At 66.8% G+C, this 15965-nt stretch carries 18 protein-coding genes; 17 read left to right on the top strand and 1 reads right to left on the bottom strand.

Annotated features, from left to right (window positions below):
- From AC5LUJ_RS18160 to AC5LUJ_RS18085, 16 genes are all read left to right on the top strand, one after another.
- The coding region (locus AC5LUJ_RS18160; RefSeq protein ID WP_493465348.1) for a phosphosulfolactate synthase at positions 1-438 on the top strand (438 nt) is incomplete at its 5' end.
- The gene (locus tag AC5LUJ_RS18155; RefSeq protein WP_250285185.1) at positions 431-829 is read left to right on the top strand and encodes a VOC family protein; all 399 of its coding nucleotides are present in this window, start codon (positions 431-433) and stop codon (positions 827-829) included. The genes AC5LUJ_RS18160 and AC5LUJ_RS18155, both read left to right, overlap by 8 nt.
- Complete coding sequence (locus AC5LUJ_RS18150) at positions 829-2265, top strand: condensation domain-containing protein (RefSeq protein ID WP_250285184.1); 1437 nt, start codon at positions 829-831, stop codon at positions 2263-2265. The genes AC5LUJ_RS18155 and AC5LUJ_RS18150 overlap by 1 nt, the downstream gene beginning before the upstream one ends.
- Positions 2258-3442 (top strand): MFS transporter, encoded by a 1185-nt coding sequence (locus AC5LUJ_RS18145; protein ID WP_445548716.1) that lies wholly within the window; start codon positions 2258-2260, stop codon positions 3440-3442. The genes AC5LUJ_RS18150 and AC5LUJ_RS18145 overlap by 8 nt, the downstream gene beginning before the upstream one ends.
- Positions 3439-4752 carry an AMP-binding protein gene (locus tag AC5LUJ_RS18140; RefSeq protein ID WP_250285182.1) on the top strand — a complete coding sequence of 438 codons (1314 nt, stop codon included), beginning with the start codon at positions 3439-3441 and terminating at the stop codon, positions 4750-4752. The genes AC5LUJ_RS18145 and AC5LUJ_RS18140 overlap by 4 nt, the downstream gene beginning before the upstream one ends.
- Positions 4753-4757: 5 nt before the next feature.
- A complete protein-coding gene (locus AC5LUJ_RS18135) occupies positions 4758-5813 on the top strand; it encodes a hypothetical protein (RefSeq protein WP_250285181.1) in 1056 nt (351 codons plus the stop codon).
- A complete protein-coding gene (locus tag AC5LUJ_RS18130; protein ID WP_250285180.1) occupies positions 5810-6757 on the top strand; it encodes a nucleotidyltransferase family protein in 948 nt (315 codons plus the stop codon). The genes AC5LUJ_RS18135 and AC5LUJ_RS18130 overlap by 4 nt, the downstream gene beginning before the upstream one ends.
- On the top strand, positions 6757-7923 hold the full coding sequence (locus AC5LUJ_RS18125; RefSeq protein WP_250285187.1) for a glycosyltransferase family 4 protein: 1167 nt from the start codon (positions 6757-6759) through the stop codon (positions 7921-7923). The genes AC5LUJ_RS18130 and AC5LUJ_RS18125 overlap by 1 nt, the downstream gene beginning before the upstream one ends.
- Positions 7920-9146 (top strand): NUDIX domain-containing protein, encoded by a 1227-nt coding sequence (locus tag AC5LUJ_RS18120; protein WP_250285179.1) that lies wholly within the window; start codon positions 7920-7922, stop codon positions 9144-9146. Before AC5LUJ_RS18125 ends, AC5LUJ_RS18120 begins: the two co-directional genes overlap by 4 nt.
- A complete protein-coding gene (locus AC5LUJ_RS18115; protein ID WP_250285178.1) occupies positions 9143-10066 on the top strand; it encodes an NAD-dependent epimerase/dehydratase family protein in 924 nt (307 codons plus the stop codon). The genes AC5LUJ_RS18120 and AC5LUJ_RS18115 overlap by 4 nt, the downstream gene beginning before the upstream one ends.
- Entirely contained in the window at positions 10063-11058 is a 996-nt protein-coding gene (locus AC5LUJ_RS18110; RefSeq protein WP_250285177.1) for a GHMP family kinase ATP-binding protein, read from the top strand. The genes AC5LUJ_RS18115 and AC5LUJ_RS18110 overlap by 4 nt, the downstream gene beginning before the upstream one ends.
- A 20-nt stretch (positions 11059-11078) precedes the next feature.
- Positions 11079-11657, top strand: coding sequence for a phosphoheptose isomerase family protein (locus tag AC5LUJ_RS18105; protein WP_250285176.1), 579 nt, complete (start codon positions 11079-11081; stop codon positions 11655-11657).
- Positions 11654-12241 (top strand): D-glycero-alpha-D-manno-heptose-1,7-bisphosphate 7-phosphatase, encoded by a 588-nt coding sequence (locus AC5LUJ_RS18100; protein WP_250285175.1) that lies wholly within the window; start codon positions 11654-11656, stop codon positions 12239-12241. The genes AC5LUJ_RS18105 and AC5LUJ_RS18100 overlap by 4 nt, the downstream gene beginning before the upstream one ends.
- Positions 12241-12906, top strand: a complete 666-nt coding sequence (locus tag AC5LUJ_RS18095) for a transaldolase family protein (protein WP_250285174.1) — start codon at positions 12241-12243, stop codon at positions 12904-12906. The genes AC5LUJ_RS18100 and AC5LUJ_RS18095 overlap by 1 nt, the downstream gene beginning before the upstream one ends.
- Before the next feature lie 12 nt (positions 12907-12918).
- On the top strand, positions 12919-13851 hold the full coding sequence (gene ilvE, locus AC5LUJ_RS18090) for a branched-chain-amino-acid transaminase (protein WP_250285173.1): 933 nt from the start codon (positions 12919-12921) through the stop codon (positions 13849-13851).
- The gene (locus tag AC5LUJ_RS18085; protein WP_250285172.1) at positions 13848-14732 is read left to right on the top strand and encodes an FkbM family methyltransferase; all 885 of its coding nucleotides are present in this window, start codon (positions 13848-13850) and stop codon (positions 14730-14732) included. The genes ilvE and AC5LUJ_RS18085 overlap by 4 nt, the downstream gene beginning before the upstream one ends.
- On the opposite strand, the gene AC5LUJ_RS18080 is transcribed toward AC5LUJ_RS18085, so the two are convergent.
- Positions 14722-15360 (bottom strand): uridine kinase family protein, encoded by a 639-nt coding sequence (locus AC5LUJ_RS18080; protein ID WP_250285171.1) that lies wholly within the window; start codon positions 15358-15360, stop codon positions 14722-14724. The two genes, AC5LUJ_RS18085 and AC5LUJ_RS18080, sit on opposite strands and share 11 nt — an antisense overlap.
- Between AC5LUJ_RS18080 and AC5LUJ_RS18075 the strand changes: the two genes are divergently transcribed.
- On the top strand, positions 15299-15965 hold a 667-nt coding region (locus tag AC5LUJ_RS18075; protein WP_445548715.1), incomplete at its 3' end, for an HAD family hydrolase. The two genes, AC5LUJ_RS18080 and AC5LUJ_RS18075, sit on opposite strands and share 62 nt — an antisense overlap.

Raw genomic sequence — 15965 nt, 5'->3', positions numbered from 1 at the left:
TATCTCGACATGTCCGCTGATGAGAAGGCGAGCTACGTAGCCAAGCTCGCCGGCGAGTTCCGCATCCTCGCCGAAGTGGGGTACAAGGATGGGGAGAAATCGGAACGGCTCTCCCCTAGCCAGTGGGTCGAGAGTATCGAGAAGGATCTCGGCGCGGGCGCGGACCATGTGATCCTTGAGGCCAGGGAGTCAGGCTCAAGCGGGATCTGCCGGCCGGATGGGCGGTTGCGGATCGGGCTGATCGAGGACATCCTCCGGTCTCCTGTTCCGACGGACCGTCTCATCTTCGAGGCTCCCACCAAGACTCTGCAGGCCTATTTCGTCGACCGGCTTGGCCCCAGTGTCAACCTGGCGAACATCGCGCTGGCTGAGGTCATCGGGTTGGAGACGCTCCGGCTCGGACTCCGTGCCGACACCATGGCAGTGGCCGGTGCGTGAGAGCACGGATGCCTTCCACCTGGCGGTTCCGGCACGTGACCTGGCCGAGGCCGAAAGATTCTACACTGCACTGGGCTGCCAGGTCGCCCGCCGCTACGACGACCGGGTTACCTTCAACTTCTTCGGAGACCAGCTTGTCTGCCACCACTCGCCGGACGAGCCGATCGTCGAACCAAAGCTCTACCCCCGCCATTTCGGGGTCACGTTCAAGGCCGCAGCCGATTTCGAGGCGTTGCTCAGAATCGTGGATCTGCGCGATATCTCTGTGTTCCAGAAGGTGCAGCTTCGCTTCGAAGGAACCGCAGAGGAACACCGCACCATCGCGCTCATCGATCCGAGCCAGAACCTGCTCGAGTTCAAGCACTACGCCGACCCTAGGATGATGTACTGATGGCGCCGCCGTTCCTGGCGGAGGTCCGGGCCATCTGGGCGGAAGTACTTCAGCTTGCCGAGGTGGATGCCGAAACGCATTTCTTCAGCGCGGGAGGCGATTCCCTGGCCGCGGTCGACATGGTGGCGAAGCTGACCGCGGCGGGCGTTCCCGCCTCTCTCGCCGAGCTCTACGAGAACCCGAGGGCCGGTGGGTACGCGGCGACGCTTGAGACCGCGACTCCCGAGGCGAGCTTGAACGACATGGGAGACCTCGTCTCCGAAGCCCAGCTTGAGCGACTTCTCCAAGAGCAACGAGTACGCAGCTTCGGCGGTATGCTGCCACGGTTCGTCATGACGCGGATCTTGCCCGGAAGGATTGATCCGGCCGTGCTGCGCACCGCAGTGCGGGCGACGGTCGAGGCACACCCCCTGCTCCGGGCCTGTTTTGTAAAGTCCGGCGGCGTCTGGCGTGTCCGGCACCTGCCTTCGTCGGACGTTCCCGTCATCCAACGCATGGTGGCGGATCTCGATGCGGCGATTGCCGCCGAGGCAAGTACGGACCTCGATCTCTGGCGGCCTCCGCTGTTCCGTGTAATTTGCTTCGAATCCCCGGACGGCGACGGTGCCGTTGTACTGCGGCTGCATCATCTCCTGGGCGACGACCTGTCGATGCGGCTGGTGGCGCGGGAGATCTTCGACCGCTGCCGAGGAAAGTCGGTGCCTGAGCGAGGAGAAGGGACGTTCACGCATCTCGTCAGTACAGAGCAAAGCCACCTGACCGGCCCGTCCGGGGAGCAGCGCCTGTCCTACTGGCGGGAGATTCTCGGGGGCTCCGCCGTCCGTGGCGTCCTTCCTGGTTTCCCCGACCGTCCGGAGCGCCCGTCCTACCAGGCCGCAACCGCGACATGCGATGCTCCGCTGCCGCTCGGCCCGACCGCACGTGCCCTTGGGACGACACCGACCTTGGTGCTGGCCGGTGCCTTGGCGCTTCACCTGCGCCGAAGTCACGGATCGGCACCGGTTCTCCAGCTCTGCTATGCGAACCGGGATGGAACCGGTGCCCACGAGGCCGTCGGCCCGTTCTTCGACGCTCTTCCCTTGGCCCCGGCCCTGGACGGAGCGGTGGACCCCGGCATGGTGTTTGAGGCCGTCAACCGTGCCTGGTCGGGTGCCCTTCGCCACAGGATTCCGTCCGCCGCGCTCATCCGTGCTCTTCAGCCGGACGCCTATGCGCAGGTGCCGATGGCCCCGTTCGTCCTGCTGAACGTGCTGGAGAGCCGCCAGATTGGCCCAGAGCAAACAGTCCCGCACGACGTGGCATTCCCCGGCCTGACGTTCGAGGCGGGCGAGAAAAAACTGCATCTCCGCTATGAGGAGGACTGGTTGCCCAGCGCCCTGGTCGCGGACCTGCTCGACGGCTGGTCCCGGATGCTGACCTGGGCGGCCGGTGGCTGAGCGACGCGGAAGGCTCATCCTCTGGTGGGCGGCCGCGCAAGGTGTCTCATTGCTCGGTACCTGGGTCCATGCTGTGGCCAGCGCGTGGTTCATTCTCGGCCGGTCGGGGTCCGGCACCGCCCTCGGCCTGGCATTCGCCCTCCAGTTCCTCCCGCTGCTCGTGCTTGGCCCGTTCGGCGGTGCCGTCGTCGATCGATTCGGCCGACGCAAGTCGCTGTTCGTCAGCCAGGTGGCGTTCGCCTGCCTGTCGCTGACCTTGGGGATACTCGCCGCCACCAGCGCGCTCGAGTTGTGGACAGTCTTCGTGACGCTGCCGCTCATGGGCCTACTGGATGTCGTCGATTTGCCGGCCCGGGACGCTTTCGCCGGTGAGCTGGTGGCCGACGAACATCTGGTCAAGGTCACTGCGGTCGGCCCGGTCCTGGCGGATGTGGCCCGTGCACTCGGGCCGCTCGCGGGCGGGCTTCTGATGACCTCGTTCGGGCCGGGCTGGTGCTTTATTGGGAACGCGTTCTCCTACCTCCCTCTGATCGTCTTCCTGGTTCTCGTTCGGCCGGTGAGCCAAACCGGGCGGCGGGCCGCGGAGACGGACGTCCGGACGGCGACCGGCCTCATCGCCGGGGACCGGGCACTGCTCGTGCCACTGGTCATGGTCTTCCTCTTCGGAGGTTTCGCCTACAAATTCATGGTCACGCTGCCGGTGCTCGCCGCGGAGTCCTTCGGTGGCGGACCGTTAACGCTCAGCGCCTTCCTTGGCGCGCTGGCCATCGGATCGGTCGCCGCGGGTCCGCTGGTGGCACGGTCGGTCGAGCCGACGCAGGAAGTGATGGCGCGCTTCGCACTGGCGGCAGGGTGCGGGCTGATGCTCGTCGTGTTATCGCGTTCGCTAGTGACGGCGTCCGCCGCTCTCACCGTCACGGGGGCGGCGTGCACGGCCTTCCTCGCGGTCGGCAACGCGACCCTGCAGCGCGCCACTCCCGCGGCCATGCGGGGCCGGATCCTCGCGTTCTGGTCGATTGGCCTGCTCGGCACCGCACCGTTAACCGCACCGGTCCTCGGCTGGGCGGGGGAGCACCTCGGGCCGCGCTGGCCCCTCGGGATCGGCGGCGTGGCGGTCTTGGCCGCAGGCACCGTCGGCCTGTGCATTCGTGCACAAAGAAAGGTATCCACGTCGTGAACACACTTCTGAGCGCTCTGTACGCTGGGGCCGCCGAGCTCCGCACGGATTCCGGCCGCCTTGCCTCGGACGACTTGGCCGCCGCCGTGGGTGCGGTTGCCGCCCGAGTGGCGGGTGCCAGAACCGTCGCGGTCGCCACTACGGACCCGCAGGCTACCATGATCGCGGTTGCCGGAGCGATTGCTGCAGGCGCGGCGGCCGTGCCCATCAGCCAGGGAACGGCTACGGAAGAGCGTCGTCACATCCTCGCCGACAGCGCTCCCGATCTCGTCCTCGACGAGGTTGAGCCGGGCGCGCACGCTCCTCTCCCGGCCCCACTCCCGGCCGACGAGTCGCCCGGGCTGATCCTCTATACGTCAGGCTCGACGGGACGACCTAAGGGCGTGGTCCTGTCTCGGCGCGCGATTGCCTTCGGCCTGGACGCCCTGTCCGGGGTTTGGGATTGGACCGCCGACGACGCGCTGGTGCACGCACTGCCCCTGACACATGTGCACGGTCTAGTCTTCGGCGTCCTCGGCCCGCTCCGGCTCGGCTCTCCGCTGGTCTACACCGGCCCGATGCTCCGGCCGGTTCTGGGAGGAACCATCTATTTCGGGGTACCGACGACCTGGGGTTCGCTCGCTGACGCTGCGGTCGAGGAATTGTCCGGCGCACGTTTGCTCGTCTCGGGGGCCGCGCCCTTGCCCAGAGCGACTTTCACCCGGATAGCACGCATCTCCGGACACCTGATCTTGGACCGGTACGCAATGACCGAAACGCTGGTCATCGCCTCGCCTTCGCCCTCGGATCCCGATCGTGCTCCAGGTTCGCTCGGTCGCCCCCTGCCCGGCGTCGAGATCGTCCTGCGTGATGCGGGGATGCCCGAGGAAACCGGCGAGGTCCTGGTACGAGGGGACAGCCTGTTCTCCGGATATCTGGGCCGTCCGTCGACGCTGCTGCCGGACGGCTGGTTCCCGACCGGCGACCTCGGCCGCCTAGGTGACGACGGGACGCTTTCCCTGGCCGGCCGCTGCGCCACCGACATCATCAAAACCGCTGGATACCGGGTCGGCGCTGGTGAGGTCGAAGACGCCCTGCTCAGCCACCCCGCGGTCACCGAGGCCGCGGTGGTCGGTCTCCCAGACGACTGGCTCGGCGAGCGAGTCACCGCCTGGGTCGTGCTCTCGGAGGAGGTGTCCGCCGAGACGCTGAACGAGCATCTGTCGGAACGGCTGAGCCCGTTCAAGCGGCCACGTGCCATCCATATGACCACCGCCCTGCCACGCAACCAGCTCGGGAAGCTTCAGAAGAACCTCCTCAAAGAAGGGTGACAACAGTGGCTATTGAGGCTTTCCTTTACCATTTTCACGGTCTGGAATCGATTGACTTCTCCGCGCTGAAGCCCGATGAGCTGCCCCACCTCCAGAAGCTCGCAGCCGACCGTAACCTCGAAATCCTGCCCACGGTCTACCTGCGTAGGGAGGCGTTGCCTAGATTCGCGGAGACCGTGCGCGAGTACCACCGCCTTGCAGCGGACGTCTTGCTGCCGAACATCGCTGGATTCGCTGTAGAGGGACCGCTTCTTGGGCCGCAGGGCGGTATCCCGCGCTCAGGGCGTTGGCGTCCGGACAGCACCGAATGGCGATCTCTTGCTGAGCTCGGCCCACTCGGCCTCAAGTACGTGGTACTCGCGCCAGACGCCCTCGCGCTCGACGAGGAGATTGAACCCGGTTTCACTTTTGCGAACCTGCTGACGGAGTTCTATGACCGGGGTCTGCGCGTGGCGCTCGGCCACTTCCACCGGGACGATCCGCAGCAAAGCGCACGGCGCCTCAACGAGGTGCTGGAGTTCCTTCACCCCCGATACAGCCCATCACCGAACCTGATCCTCACTGACCACCTGTACAACGACATGCCTCGCTCCTTCACCCATGCCTGGCGCACTCCGGAGGAACGGACCCGCAGGGACAAGGAACTGACCACATTTCTTCAGCACGACTGGGAGACCGCCGACCTGACCGAGCTACTCGGCCCGGTTCCGGCCGCGATGCTGGCGGCCGCCCGCACCGGCCTCCTGCAGCCATGTCTGAACTTCGACGGCCATCATGTTGACCTGGAGATCTGCCGGAAGACTTTCGCGTACCTCGGCGCAGACCGGCTGATTGCGTTGACGGACCATACCGAGGTACCCATCCTGGCTGACGAGGACCTGGTCCGTGACGGACTTTCCGAGCTCTGGCTGCGCGACGACGGCGCGGTCGCCGCAGGTGGCTCCAGCTACCGGAGCCAACGGCGGAACATGCTGTCGGTGGGCCTCTCGGAAGAGGATGTCAACAAGCTTTTTCTCGCCAACCCGAAGACAGCCGTCACCTACGCCGTCACTTCCCGGTGACGATTCTGGAGGCCCTGCTCGCGGCCCCGCTCCCGCATGTGCAGCCGTCCGATGCCGCGCGTGTCCCGGCGATCATCTTGGCGGCGGGGGCCGGCCGACGTCTCGGGCCGATTAGCATCCACATCGCCAAGCCGCTTGTGCCCGTGTTGAACGTCCCAATGTTGTACTGGACATCCGCCCGGCTGCAGGCAGCCGGGGTTTCCTCGATTATTGCTAATGTCCATCATCTGGCTGACCAGCTCGGGCTGGCCGCCCGGAGGCTGCGGGATGGCGGAATCGACCTTGAGCTCGTCGCCGAGCCCCGGCCCAGCGGCCCGGCGGGTGGTGTGGCGGCGTGTCGTCCATTGTTGCCCACGGGCTCCGAAGTCCTGGTAGTCAGCTGCGATGCCTGGAGTGACCTCGACTACGCCGCGCTGGTTATGGACCATCGCGCACACGGCGCGGATCTGACGATTGCCGCGGCCAGCGTGCAGGACCCCAGCCGATTCGGTGTGCTTGACGTGAACAGCGGCGGGCAGGTGACCGGGCTCCGGGAAAAGCCCGCGGATGCTCCGTCGGGATCGGTCGTGAGCTGCGGTGTCTATGTGCTCAGCGCCCGGGCGGTGCGGGCGTTGAATCCGCCGGAGGACAGTGAGTACGACTTCAAGGACGTGGTTCCGATGCTACTGGCTACCGAACACACGGTGCGGGCCCATCTCTTCGACGGGATATGGATTGATCTCGGGACTCCCGTATCTCTTCTGGCTGCCAATCTCTGTGCACTCGGAGACGTGCCGGTCCTGCTGGCCGAGGGTGCGCGGATCGGCGAAGGGGCTGTTCTCGAACGGGTCGTCATCGGCCCGGGCGCAGTGGTCGGGCCCCGAGCAAAGGTACGGGACTGCGTCCTGCTGCCCGATGCCGTGGTTCCAGAGGGCGAAAGCGTCATTGGGGAGGTGCTGGCTTGATGCGGGTACTTCTGCTGACCTCTGGCTTTCCGCCCACTACAGGCGGTGCGGAGAGTTACGCGAGCGTGCTGGCCGAGGGTTTGACCTCGCGTGGCCATGACGTCATGGTAGTCACCGACCGGGTGGCGGGCACGAGTTTGACAGCTGAACGTGACCGCTTGCGGGTCCGGCGACTTTCGGAGTACCGGGAATTGCTTACGGATCCGAGTAAGCTGCCCTGGGAGCAGATGGTTTTCGGTCTGCTGCCCGAGCTCGCCCGCGCTCTGGCGGGATGGTTCCCCGACGTCGTCGTCGCGAACAATCTGGAGACGACCGTTCTCGGCAGGATCGTCGCCTCCGAACTGGACATTCCGCTGGTCGGTTCCTACCACGAGCACAAGCCCGAGACCGAACCGTTCGGCCGAGGAAAGATTGCGCTGGGCTACCGCAGCCTCGCACCCGACCTTGTGCTGGCAGGGTCCGAGTACTACCGTGCCCGCGCCGCGAAGCTGCTGCCGCCGGAACGGATCCGGCTGATCCACCACGGGGTCGACACCGAACTGTTCCACCCCAGTCGTGACGGAGGACCGTTCCGGCGCCGGTACGGGTTGGGCGACGGGGAGTTCCTCTTCGTCACGGTCGGACGGCTCAAGGAGCGGAAGGGGCACCTCGGTCTAGTCCGGGCGTTCGCCCGGGTCGAGGAGCCGGCCCGGCTGGTGATTGCCGGAACGGTCAGCTCGGCGTCCACGCAGTACGCCGGGGCGCTGGAAGCGGAGGTCGACCGCCTCGGCGTGCGCGGGAGGGTGATGATCGACCGCGAGGTGGATCACAGCCGGGTACCGGACCTCCTCGCGGCCGCCGACACTGTCGCCCAGCCGAGCCTGTCCGAGGGACTCGGCTTGGCGCTGCTGGAGGCCATGAGTTCGGGCCGACCCGCGGTCGCCACCAGGATCGGGGGCTTCACCGAGATCCTCGCGGCCGGAGCAGCCGGGCCTCGGGCCGGTCTCGTCGAACTCGTGGATCCCGACGACGCCGAAGGCCTCGCTGGAGCTCTGCGACGGCTGCGGGCCGACGCAGAGTTGCGCTCCCGGCTGGGTGCCGCCGCCCGGGGACATGTGGTCAAGCATTTCTCCCAGACCGTGATGATTGACCGGACCGAACAGGTGCTCCACGAGGTCGTCGGATGATCTCTCAGGTGGTCATCGTGGCGGGCGGGCCAGGTACCCGGCTGGCCGGGATGCTGCCCGGATTGCCCAAGGTCCTCGCTCCGGTCGGGGGCCGTCCTTTCCTCGGGCACGTCCTGGATCTCCTCGCCGTGCAGGACATCCCCTCGATCCATCTCTGCCTGGGCCACCGCGCCGACCAGGTAATCGCCTACCTGGAGGAGCGCCCCCCGGACAGTCTGAAGGTGACCGCATCCGTCGAGGACACGCCGCTGGGCACCGCCGGTTGCCTCCGCGAGGCCAACCTGGAGGAGGAATTCGTCCTGTTGCTGGGCGACACCTACACCCCGGTCGACCTCGCTGGGCTAGTGGAGCGCTGGTACGCCACCGGCCGGGAGGCCGCCATGGTCGTCCTGCACAACCAGGACCGGCTCGTGCCCAGCAACACCGAGGTCCGGGACGGCCTTGTCGTCCGGTACGACAAGGCCGCTGAGGGGCTCGAGTACGTCGATTACGGCATCGCTTTGCTGCGGCGCGCCTCGCTGAGCCGCCTCCCGCCTGGCCCCGCGGACCTCGGAACGCTCTTCCGGTCGCTGATCGAGGATGGTGAGCTCGCGGCGCTCGAAGTCCATCAGCGCTTCTACGAGATCGGCTCGCCGGTGAGCCATGCCGAGTTCGCGAGGCTAGTGGACGGACGCCCGCCGAAGCAGCGGATCAGCACCCGCCAGGTCTTCTCAAGCCCATGGATGCAGTTGCGTGAGGATGAGGTCCGCCTCGCCGATGGCTCCATCGAGCCGTTCGCGATGGTCACCCGGGCGGACTCGGTGCTGGTCCTCTGCCGGCTGGATGACGGTTCCCTGGTAATGACCCGGCAGTTCCGATACGCGGCGGGCCGATGGAGTCTCGAGTTGCCGCAGGGCGGAGTGCTTCCCGGCGAGTCGGCCACGGATGCCGCGCTCCGTGAGCTCGCCGAGGAGACAGGCTGGATCGGCGCCGCGCCGCGGGTCCTGGCGGAGCGGTTGTACGAGGCGGCTGACTGGGCGGCGCAGAGTTTCGCTGTCGTCGAGGTCAGAGCCGTACGCCGGGACGTGGCGCGGCTCGAGGCCGGCGAGCTCGGTGCCGAGACCTGGTGCGTCCCGCCCAGCCTGCTTGCCCGGCACATCGCGGACGGGTTGGTCTTCGACGCAGCGACCCTCGCTGCCCTCTTGCTGCACCGATCGGATCAGAAAGGTGAGGCCGAAGCATGAAGATACTCGTCACCGGGGCGGCAGGGTTCATAGGCTCCCATGCCGTCCAGACCCTGGCGGGTCTCGGGCACGAGGTCATCGCCACGGACCTCGTCGACCCGCTTCCGGGGACGCCCGACCAGGTCGCCTACCTGCGGGGAGAACTCGCAGACGTGCTTCCTCGAGCAGTGCCGGGAATTCAGGAGGTCTGGCACTTCGCGGCCAATGCCGACATCCCGCTCGGAGCCCGGGACACCGGGATTGACTTCCGCTCCTCCGTGTGGATTACCCAGCAGGTGCTCGAAGCGATGCGCCAAGCCGGGGTTGGAACACTTCTCTTCCCATCCACGAGTGCGGTCTATGGCAATGGGCTGGGCCCGGTCGTCCGCGAGGTGGACGGTCCTCTGCTGCCAGGCTCACTGTACGGGGCGGGGAAGCTCGCCTGTGAAGGCTTGATCTCCGCCTATACCGGGCTTTTCGGTATTCGCGGGCTTGTCTTCCGGCTAGGCAACGCCGTCGGCGGCGGGATGAGCCGGGGAATCATACGCGATTTCATCGCCAAACTCGACCGGGACCCCACCGTCCTTTCCGTCCTCGGAGACGGCAGGCAGCGCAAGTCCTACGTCTTGGTCGACGATGTGATTGCAGGAATGCGGTACGTCGCCGACCTGCCCGCAGGGACCGGAGCCGAGGTCTACAACCTCGCCGCCGGTGGAAGCCTTTGTGTGGCGGAAGTGGCGCACGCCGTGGCCCGTGCCCTGCGATTGCCGCCGCCGGAGCTCAGACCGAGTTCAACGGACCTGTCCTGGCCGGGAGACCAGCCAGTGGTCGAGCTGGACATTGAGAAGATCCTGGCGACCGGCTGGCGGCCTCGGCTGACTGCGGCGCAGGCCGTCACGGAGGCGGTCCGACGGCTCATCGCAACCCGGGAGCCCGCGTGACCGAGGCCCTCGCCATCGTACGGACCCCTCTCCGGTTGACGCTCGGAGGGGGCGGCACCGACCTGCCCTTCTACCGATCCCGGTTCGGAGGCGACATGCTGACTGTCGCCATCTCGCTGTGCGTCACCGTTGTCGGCCGGCTTGGCCGCCTGGACGGTGGCCACCGGTTCTCCCACGACGTCACAGACATCACCGCGGCGGGGGCTGAAGTCGGCAATCCCTATCTACGAGAAGCGCTCCGACTCACCGGAACCGATCGGCCCTGTGAGATCACCTCGATGGGGCCCGTGCCGCCAGGGACCGGGCTCGGCAGTTCGGGCGCGTTCGCGATCAGCCTGCTGGGCGTCCTGCACGCACTGGCCGGGCGCGAACCGTCCCCCGTGGAGCTCATCGAACAGGCTCACGAATTGGAAGTAGGCCGACTTGGCATGCCAATTGGTAAACAGGACCACTACGCCTGCGGGCTAGGCGGGCCGCGCCGGCTAGTCATCGACACATCGGGAACGGTAACCGCGACGCGGATCGTGGCTACTCCGAGGACGCTGCGACTGTTAGACGAGCGCTTGCTGCTTTTCTATACCAGACGGCGCCGCGACAGCGTGGCGCAGCTCGTGGTCCCGACGGCTGGCACTGAACTAAGCCGCCGGATCGAGCAGCTCGACCACATCCGCAAGCTCGGCGACGAGACCCGCGTCGCGCTTGAAGCCGGACGGCTGGACGACATCCCACCACTGATGAGGGAACACTGGCACATCAAACGGCAGCGCGAGGCCTCGGGTCTCTGGGACGACTGGCTCAGCGCCGCGCGTGCCCAAGGAGCGGAAGCAGGCAAGATCGTCGGTGCGGGTGGTGGCGGATTCCTGCTCGTCTACGCAGGTCCCGACACCCATCCCAGGGTGATTGCCGCGCTGCGCGACACCGGACTGGTCCACGTGCCTTTCACGTTCACCGATAAGGGAACCGTCACCACCCGCCTAGGAGGACGACCTTGACGGGCTTCAGCAAGCAGTTCTTGGACGAGCTGGCGGCCATATCCGGACGGCTCGACACCGCCCTCGTCGACGAGCTCGCCGAGCGGCTCGGCGAGGTGCGGGACACCGGCGGCCGGCTGTTCATCCTCGGGATCGGCGGCGGTGCCGGCAACGCCGGGCATGCGGTCTGTGACCTGCGCGGGCTGGCAGGGTTTGATGCCTATGCACCGACCGATAACCCGGCTTCGCTCACGGCGTTGACCAACGACCACGGGTGGCGTTACGCGTTCTCTCGCTGGCTCGAGGACAGCCGGCTTGGGCCTCGGGACGCGGTGCTGGTGTTCTCAGTGGGCGGCGGCTCCGAGGATCCGCCGGTGAGCGTGAACCTTGTGGAGGCGGTGCGGCTTGCGACCGAGCGGGGGGCATTCGTCTGCGGGGTGGTCGGCCCGGACGGCGGCGAAACCGCGCGCCTGGCCGACGTCTGTATCCGCGTGCCCGTCGCAGATCTGACCTTCCGCACCACCCACACTGAGATCATCCAGTCGGTCGTCTGGCACATGCTGGCGACCCATCCCCGGCTGAACACCGTCACGCCGCTCTGGGAGACGTTGCGCCCATGAAGCCAAAGGCGATCATTTTCGATCGGGACGGCGTGCTCAACCGGCTCTGGCACGAACCCGACCTGGGTACGGTCGATTCCCCGGCCCGTCCCGAACAGGTCCGGCTGATGCCCGGAGCGGCAGAGGCTGTGGCCCGAATCACTTCGGCCGGCGTCCCCTGCGCGATCGCGTCCAACCAACCGGGTATCGCCAAAGGGAAAATGACAGCTCGGCTGCTCGGTCAGGTGACCCGGACCTTGCTGGACCGTCTCGAAGCCGAAGGCGGCCGGATCGATCACGTCTTCTACTGCCTGCATCACCCGGACGCCTCAGTAACCAGGCTGCGCGTCGACTGCCCTGACCGCAAGCCGCGCCCGGGCTTGCTGCTGAAAGCGGCTGCCGTGTTTGGCGCCGCCCCCGCCGACTGCTGGTTCATCGGGGACACGGGAACAGATGTCAGGGCGGGCAGGGCCGCGGGATGCCGCACAGCCTGGCTCGGTTCCGCTCGATGCGATCGGTGCCCGACACTCGCTGGCACACGCCCCGACCTCATCGCGGACAACCTTCCCGACCTCGTCGGCTCGATCCTCTACAAGGACTTCTGATGCAGCTCTTCCTCGACAGCGCCGACGAAGCGCAGATCCGCTACTGGCTACGGCAGGGGGTCCTGGACGGCGTGACCACCAACCCGACTGTGCTGCGTCGGGCTGGCGTCACGGACCGTACGGGCACGCTTGCCAAACTGAGTGACCTGGTCGCGCCCGGCCCCCTGCACGCGGAGGTCACCTCTGCCGCCGGTGGAGAACTTGTCAGCGAGGGTGTGGAGCTGCACCGCCTCGCCTCGAACATCGTAGTCAAGGTGCCGGTGCTTACTCCGGAGGGCGAGCCGTGTCTCGCCGAGATCTCTACACTCGCCGAGGCGGGGGTCCGGGTCAACGCCACCGCCTGCCTGTCGTTCGGGCAGGTGGCTCTGGCAGCGAAGGCGGGTGCCGCGTACGCCAGCGTGCTCGTCGGCCGGATCAACGATGAGGGCGGTGACGGACCTGGGGTCCTAGCCGCATGCCGGCGCTGGATCGACGACTGGCGGCTGCCGGTCCGGCTGGTTGCGGCGAGCGTGCGCGGTGCCGCTGACGCGCAGCGGAGCATGACGGCTGGCGCCCACAGCCTGACGCTGCCGCCGGACGTTCTCTCGGCCCTGGTCGATCACAAGTACGCACGCCACACCGTGAAGCAGTTTCTACAGGACGCCGGAGCGCCGCATGGTTCATAACGGAGGAGAATGATGAGCGATCTGTCCACGCCTGAGCGGATATGGTTCGATGGGGCGGTGCGCCCCTGGCAGGACGCCCGGGTGCACGTCTGGAGCGAGGTGGTGTTGCGGGCGGCGAGTGTCTTCGAAGGACTGCGGGGTTACTGGAACGAGGCCGAGTCACGGCACTACTTCGTCCATGTCGAGGACCATGTCCGGCGGTTAGCCGAGTCGATGCGGGTCGTCCGTATTCCCCGGCCGATCCAGGTGGAGGAGGTTACCCGGGCGCTCGGCGAGTTGGTGGCCCGCCTCGGCTATCGCCAGGACGTTTATGCCCGCCCGACCGTCTACCTTGAGCAGGGCAAGTACACCGTCGGAGGTTCTGCCGAGGACTGCGGTTTTTTCCTGCCAGTCTTCGAGTCGGCGCGCGCGGACTCCATTGAGCAGGGACTCACCTGCCAGGTCTCGTCGTGGCGGCGGTCGGACGACTCCACCGCCCCACCCCGGGTGAAGGCCGCCGCCAACTACTACAACCTGCGACTCGCCCGGCTCGAGGCGACGACACACGGGTACGGGGAGGCCATCCTGCTGAACCCTGAGGGCAGGGTGGCCGAGACCGGTGGCGCCTCGGTGTTCGTCATGCGTGGCGGACGGGTCGCGACACCGCGGCTGACCTCCGGGATCCTTGAGAGCATCACCCGGCGCAGCGCAATCGAACTGCTCGCCGAAACTGGTACCGAAGTCGAGGAGCGGGACGTTGAACGCACTGAACTCTACCTCGCCGACGAAGTGTTCCTCGCCGGAACCCTGTGCGAGATTACGCCGGTCACCGGCATAGACGGACTCGACGTTGGAGGGCGCAAGCCCGGACCGCTGACCCGGGAGCTGCAGGAGCGCTATTACGACGCCTGTCGGCAGGGAAAGGACGACACCCGAGGCTGGCTCACCGCCGGACCAATGCTGTGAGATACCTGCGTCGTGACGAGGATAGCGCGCAGACCGGGCCGCTCAGACTGCTGGCACGGCAGGGGCGCGAGTTCGTCCGTGACATCGGGCTTGCATGGCGACAGGGGCTGATCTGGCCGGTTCTCGAGTTTCACGTGCGGCTAGTCGCGGGCCGTCCGGGGGATGGTCGGGCACACCGCTGGGTGCGCGTCGCGGTCGGCAGACGGACCGCACGATGCCATTTGCGGGCCGGGCTGAGCGATCTGTTCGTGCTCCGGGAGGTCTTCGTGTACGGAATCTATGAGTTCCCGTATGAGGAGGCCGGGGGAGAGGTCCGTACCGTGCTCGATCTGGGGAGCAACATGGGCGCCTCGCCCTTGTATTTCAGCCTGCGCTTCCCCAACGCCCGGGTGGTGTGCGTCGAGCCGGTCCCAGAGAACGCGGAGGAACTTCGCGTGAACGCGGCGGCCAACGGGTTCGATTGGGTGGTCGAGCAGGCTGCAGTGGCGGGACAGCCGGGGGAGGTGCGGTTGTTCCCGAGTGGCTGGTGGGCGTCAAGCTCGACGACCCAATCGGTGGCCGAGGCACGCACAGCATTCCGGCACCGGCCGGAGCGCGACCTCGCGCTACCTCCGCTGGCGGTGCGGGCGGTCACCGTAGACCAGCTGCTGGACGCCGCCGGTTGGGAGAGCGCCGACCTGCTGAAGGTGGACGTCGAGGGGGCCGAAGAGCAGATCTTGCTCGATGGGCGTCCGGACTGGCTGCGCCGCGTGCGGGTGCTGGCGCTGGACATCCATGCGAAGTACGTGAGCAGGGAGCGGATCGTGGCCCGCCTCGCAGAGTACGGTTTCTCCGCTGCGGCGGACCACGGACCCCATTCAGCAATCTTCGTCAGGAGGTGAAGTGGCCGCCAATGATCGTGTAACGGGGCTGCTCGCCGGTGCCGGAACCGTCGAGGACCAGATGGGCCGCGTCGCTGGGGTGCTGTTCGGCGAAGTAGCGGTCCTCGGCGGGCATCCACTCCTCGACCCACTGGGAGCGGGCGGCTTCGCCGTCGCGCTCCAGTCCGCGGGCGAGGCGCAGCCCGCGGTCGGCGGTGCAGAAGATTCGATGAGTGTAGAAGGACCGAAAGCGGGCCTCGGTGCTGTAGATCCCCTCAATGATCACCGGGACTGCGGCGGGCACATCCACCCAGTCGCCGAGACGGTCGTGGTCCCAGTCGTACCGTTGGTACTTGGCCTGCGACCTCCCGACGACCGGAGAGAGGACCTGGTCGCGCAGCCGGTCGAGGTCGAACTGCGCCCCCGGGACGAAGTCGCCGGATGGTCGGATCGTCGATGGCAGGTAGAAGTCGTCTCCCTGGACGACCACCGCGCCGAGAGCCCGGGCGAGCGCCACGGCGAAGGTGCTCTTTCCCGCCGCGCCAGGGCCGTCTACGCCAATCAGCGGAAGATCGACTTCTTGGCGGATGCGCTCGGCAAGTGTCCCGAGGTCGAGCAGTTCTGTGGAGCGGAATCCAGTAGTTGTCATGTACCGATCAAACCATAGTTCCAGACGTAAGATGGATTCTTATCCAGTGGATTCTAAAATGCCAAAATCAATACTTTTCGATGTTGGAATGACACTTATTCATGTCAATGGGGACGTGCTTTCCGGGTGCTTTGCGGAGGAAGGTGTGCAGGTTGACCCCAGCGACGCCGTCGCCGCACTCGTCCTGGCCGCGGAGGCCCGCCACCTCGACTACCCGCGAGGGGCGGATGGGGACGGCCGGGTCGCCCGGCACCTTGGCTTCCTCCTCAACGTCGTTTCAAGCCGCGCGGAAGCGGCCTTTGCTCGCGCACTTCGCCATCCCGAACTATACTCGGTCCTTGACCCGGGCGCTCACGCGACGCTCGCTGAGCTGAAGGAACGGGGTGTGTGCCTGGCCGCGGTGGCCAACGCCGATGGCCGATTGGAACAAGAGCTCGGCGCCTTTGACCTTGCTCGCTATTTCGACGTGTTGGTCGATTCCCAAATGCTTGGGGTGGAGAAACCCGACGCGAGGATATTTGATTGCGCTGCCGAGCGGCTAGGCGTCCCACTCCAACATTCCTGGTACGTCGGAGACGGGCTTGTCAACGATGTACTCGGAGCCA

This window comes from Protofrankia sp. CiP1_Cm_nod3 (assembly GCF_982290655.1).
Note: the sequence above shows the minus strand (reverse complement) of the source record. Positions and strands in the feature narration are given on the sequence as shown.

What these genes read in the sequence shown, in the direction of transcription:
- AC5LUJ_RS18150 (WP_250285184.1), top strand. Translation starts at nt 829, where the DNA reads ATGGCGCCGCCGTTCCTGGCGGAGGTCCGGGCCATCTGGGCGGAAGTA.
- AC5LUJ_RS18125 (WP_250285187.1), top strand. Translation starts at nt 6,757, where the DNA reads ATGCGGGTACTTCTGCTGACCTCTGGCTTTCCGCCCACTACAGGCGGT.
- AC5LUJ_RS18120 (WP_250285179.1), top strand. Translation starts at nt 7,920, where the DNA reads ATGATCTCTCAGGTGGTCATCGTGGCGGGCGGGCCAGGTACCCGGCTG.
- AC5LUJ_RS18115 (WP_250285178.1), top strand. Translation starts at nt 9,143, where the DNA reads ATGAAGATACTCGTCACCGGGGCGGCAGGGTTCATAGGCTCCCATGCC.
- AC5LUJ_RS18100 (WP_250285175.1), top strand. Translation starts at nt 11,654, where the DNA reads ATGAAGCCAAAGGCGATCATTTTCGATCGGGACGGCGTGCTCAACCGG.
- AC5LUJ_RS18095 (WP_250285174.1), top strand. Translation starts at nt 12,241, where the DNA reads ATGCAGCTCTTCCTCGACAGCGCCGACGAAGCGCAGATCCGCTACTGG.
- ilvE (WP_250285173.1), top strand. Translation starts at nt 12,919, where the DNA reads ATGAGCGATCTGTCCACGCCTGAGCGGATATGGTTCGATGGGGCGGTG.
- AC5LUJ_RS18080 (WP_250285171.1), bottom strand. Translation starts at nt 15,360, where the DNA reads ATGACAACTACTGGATTCCGCTCCACAGAACTGCTCGACCTCGGGACA.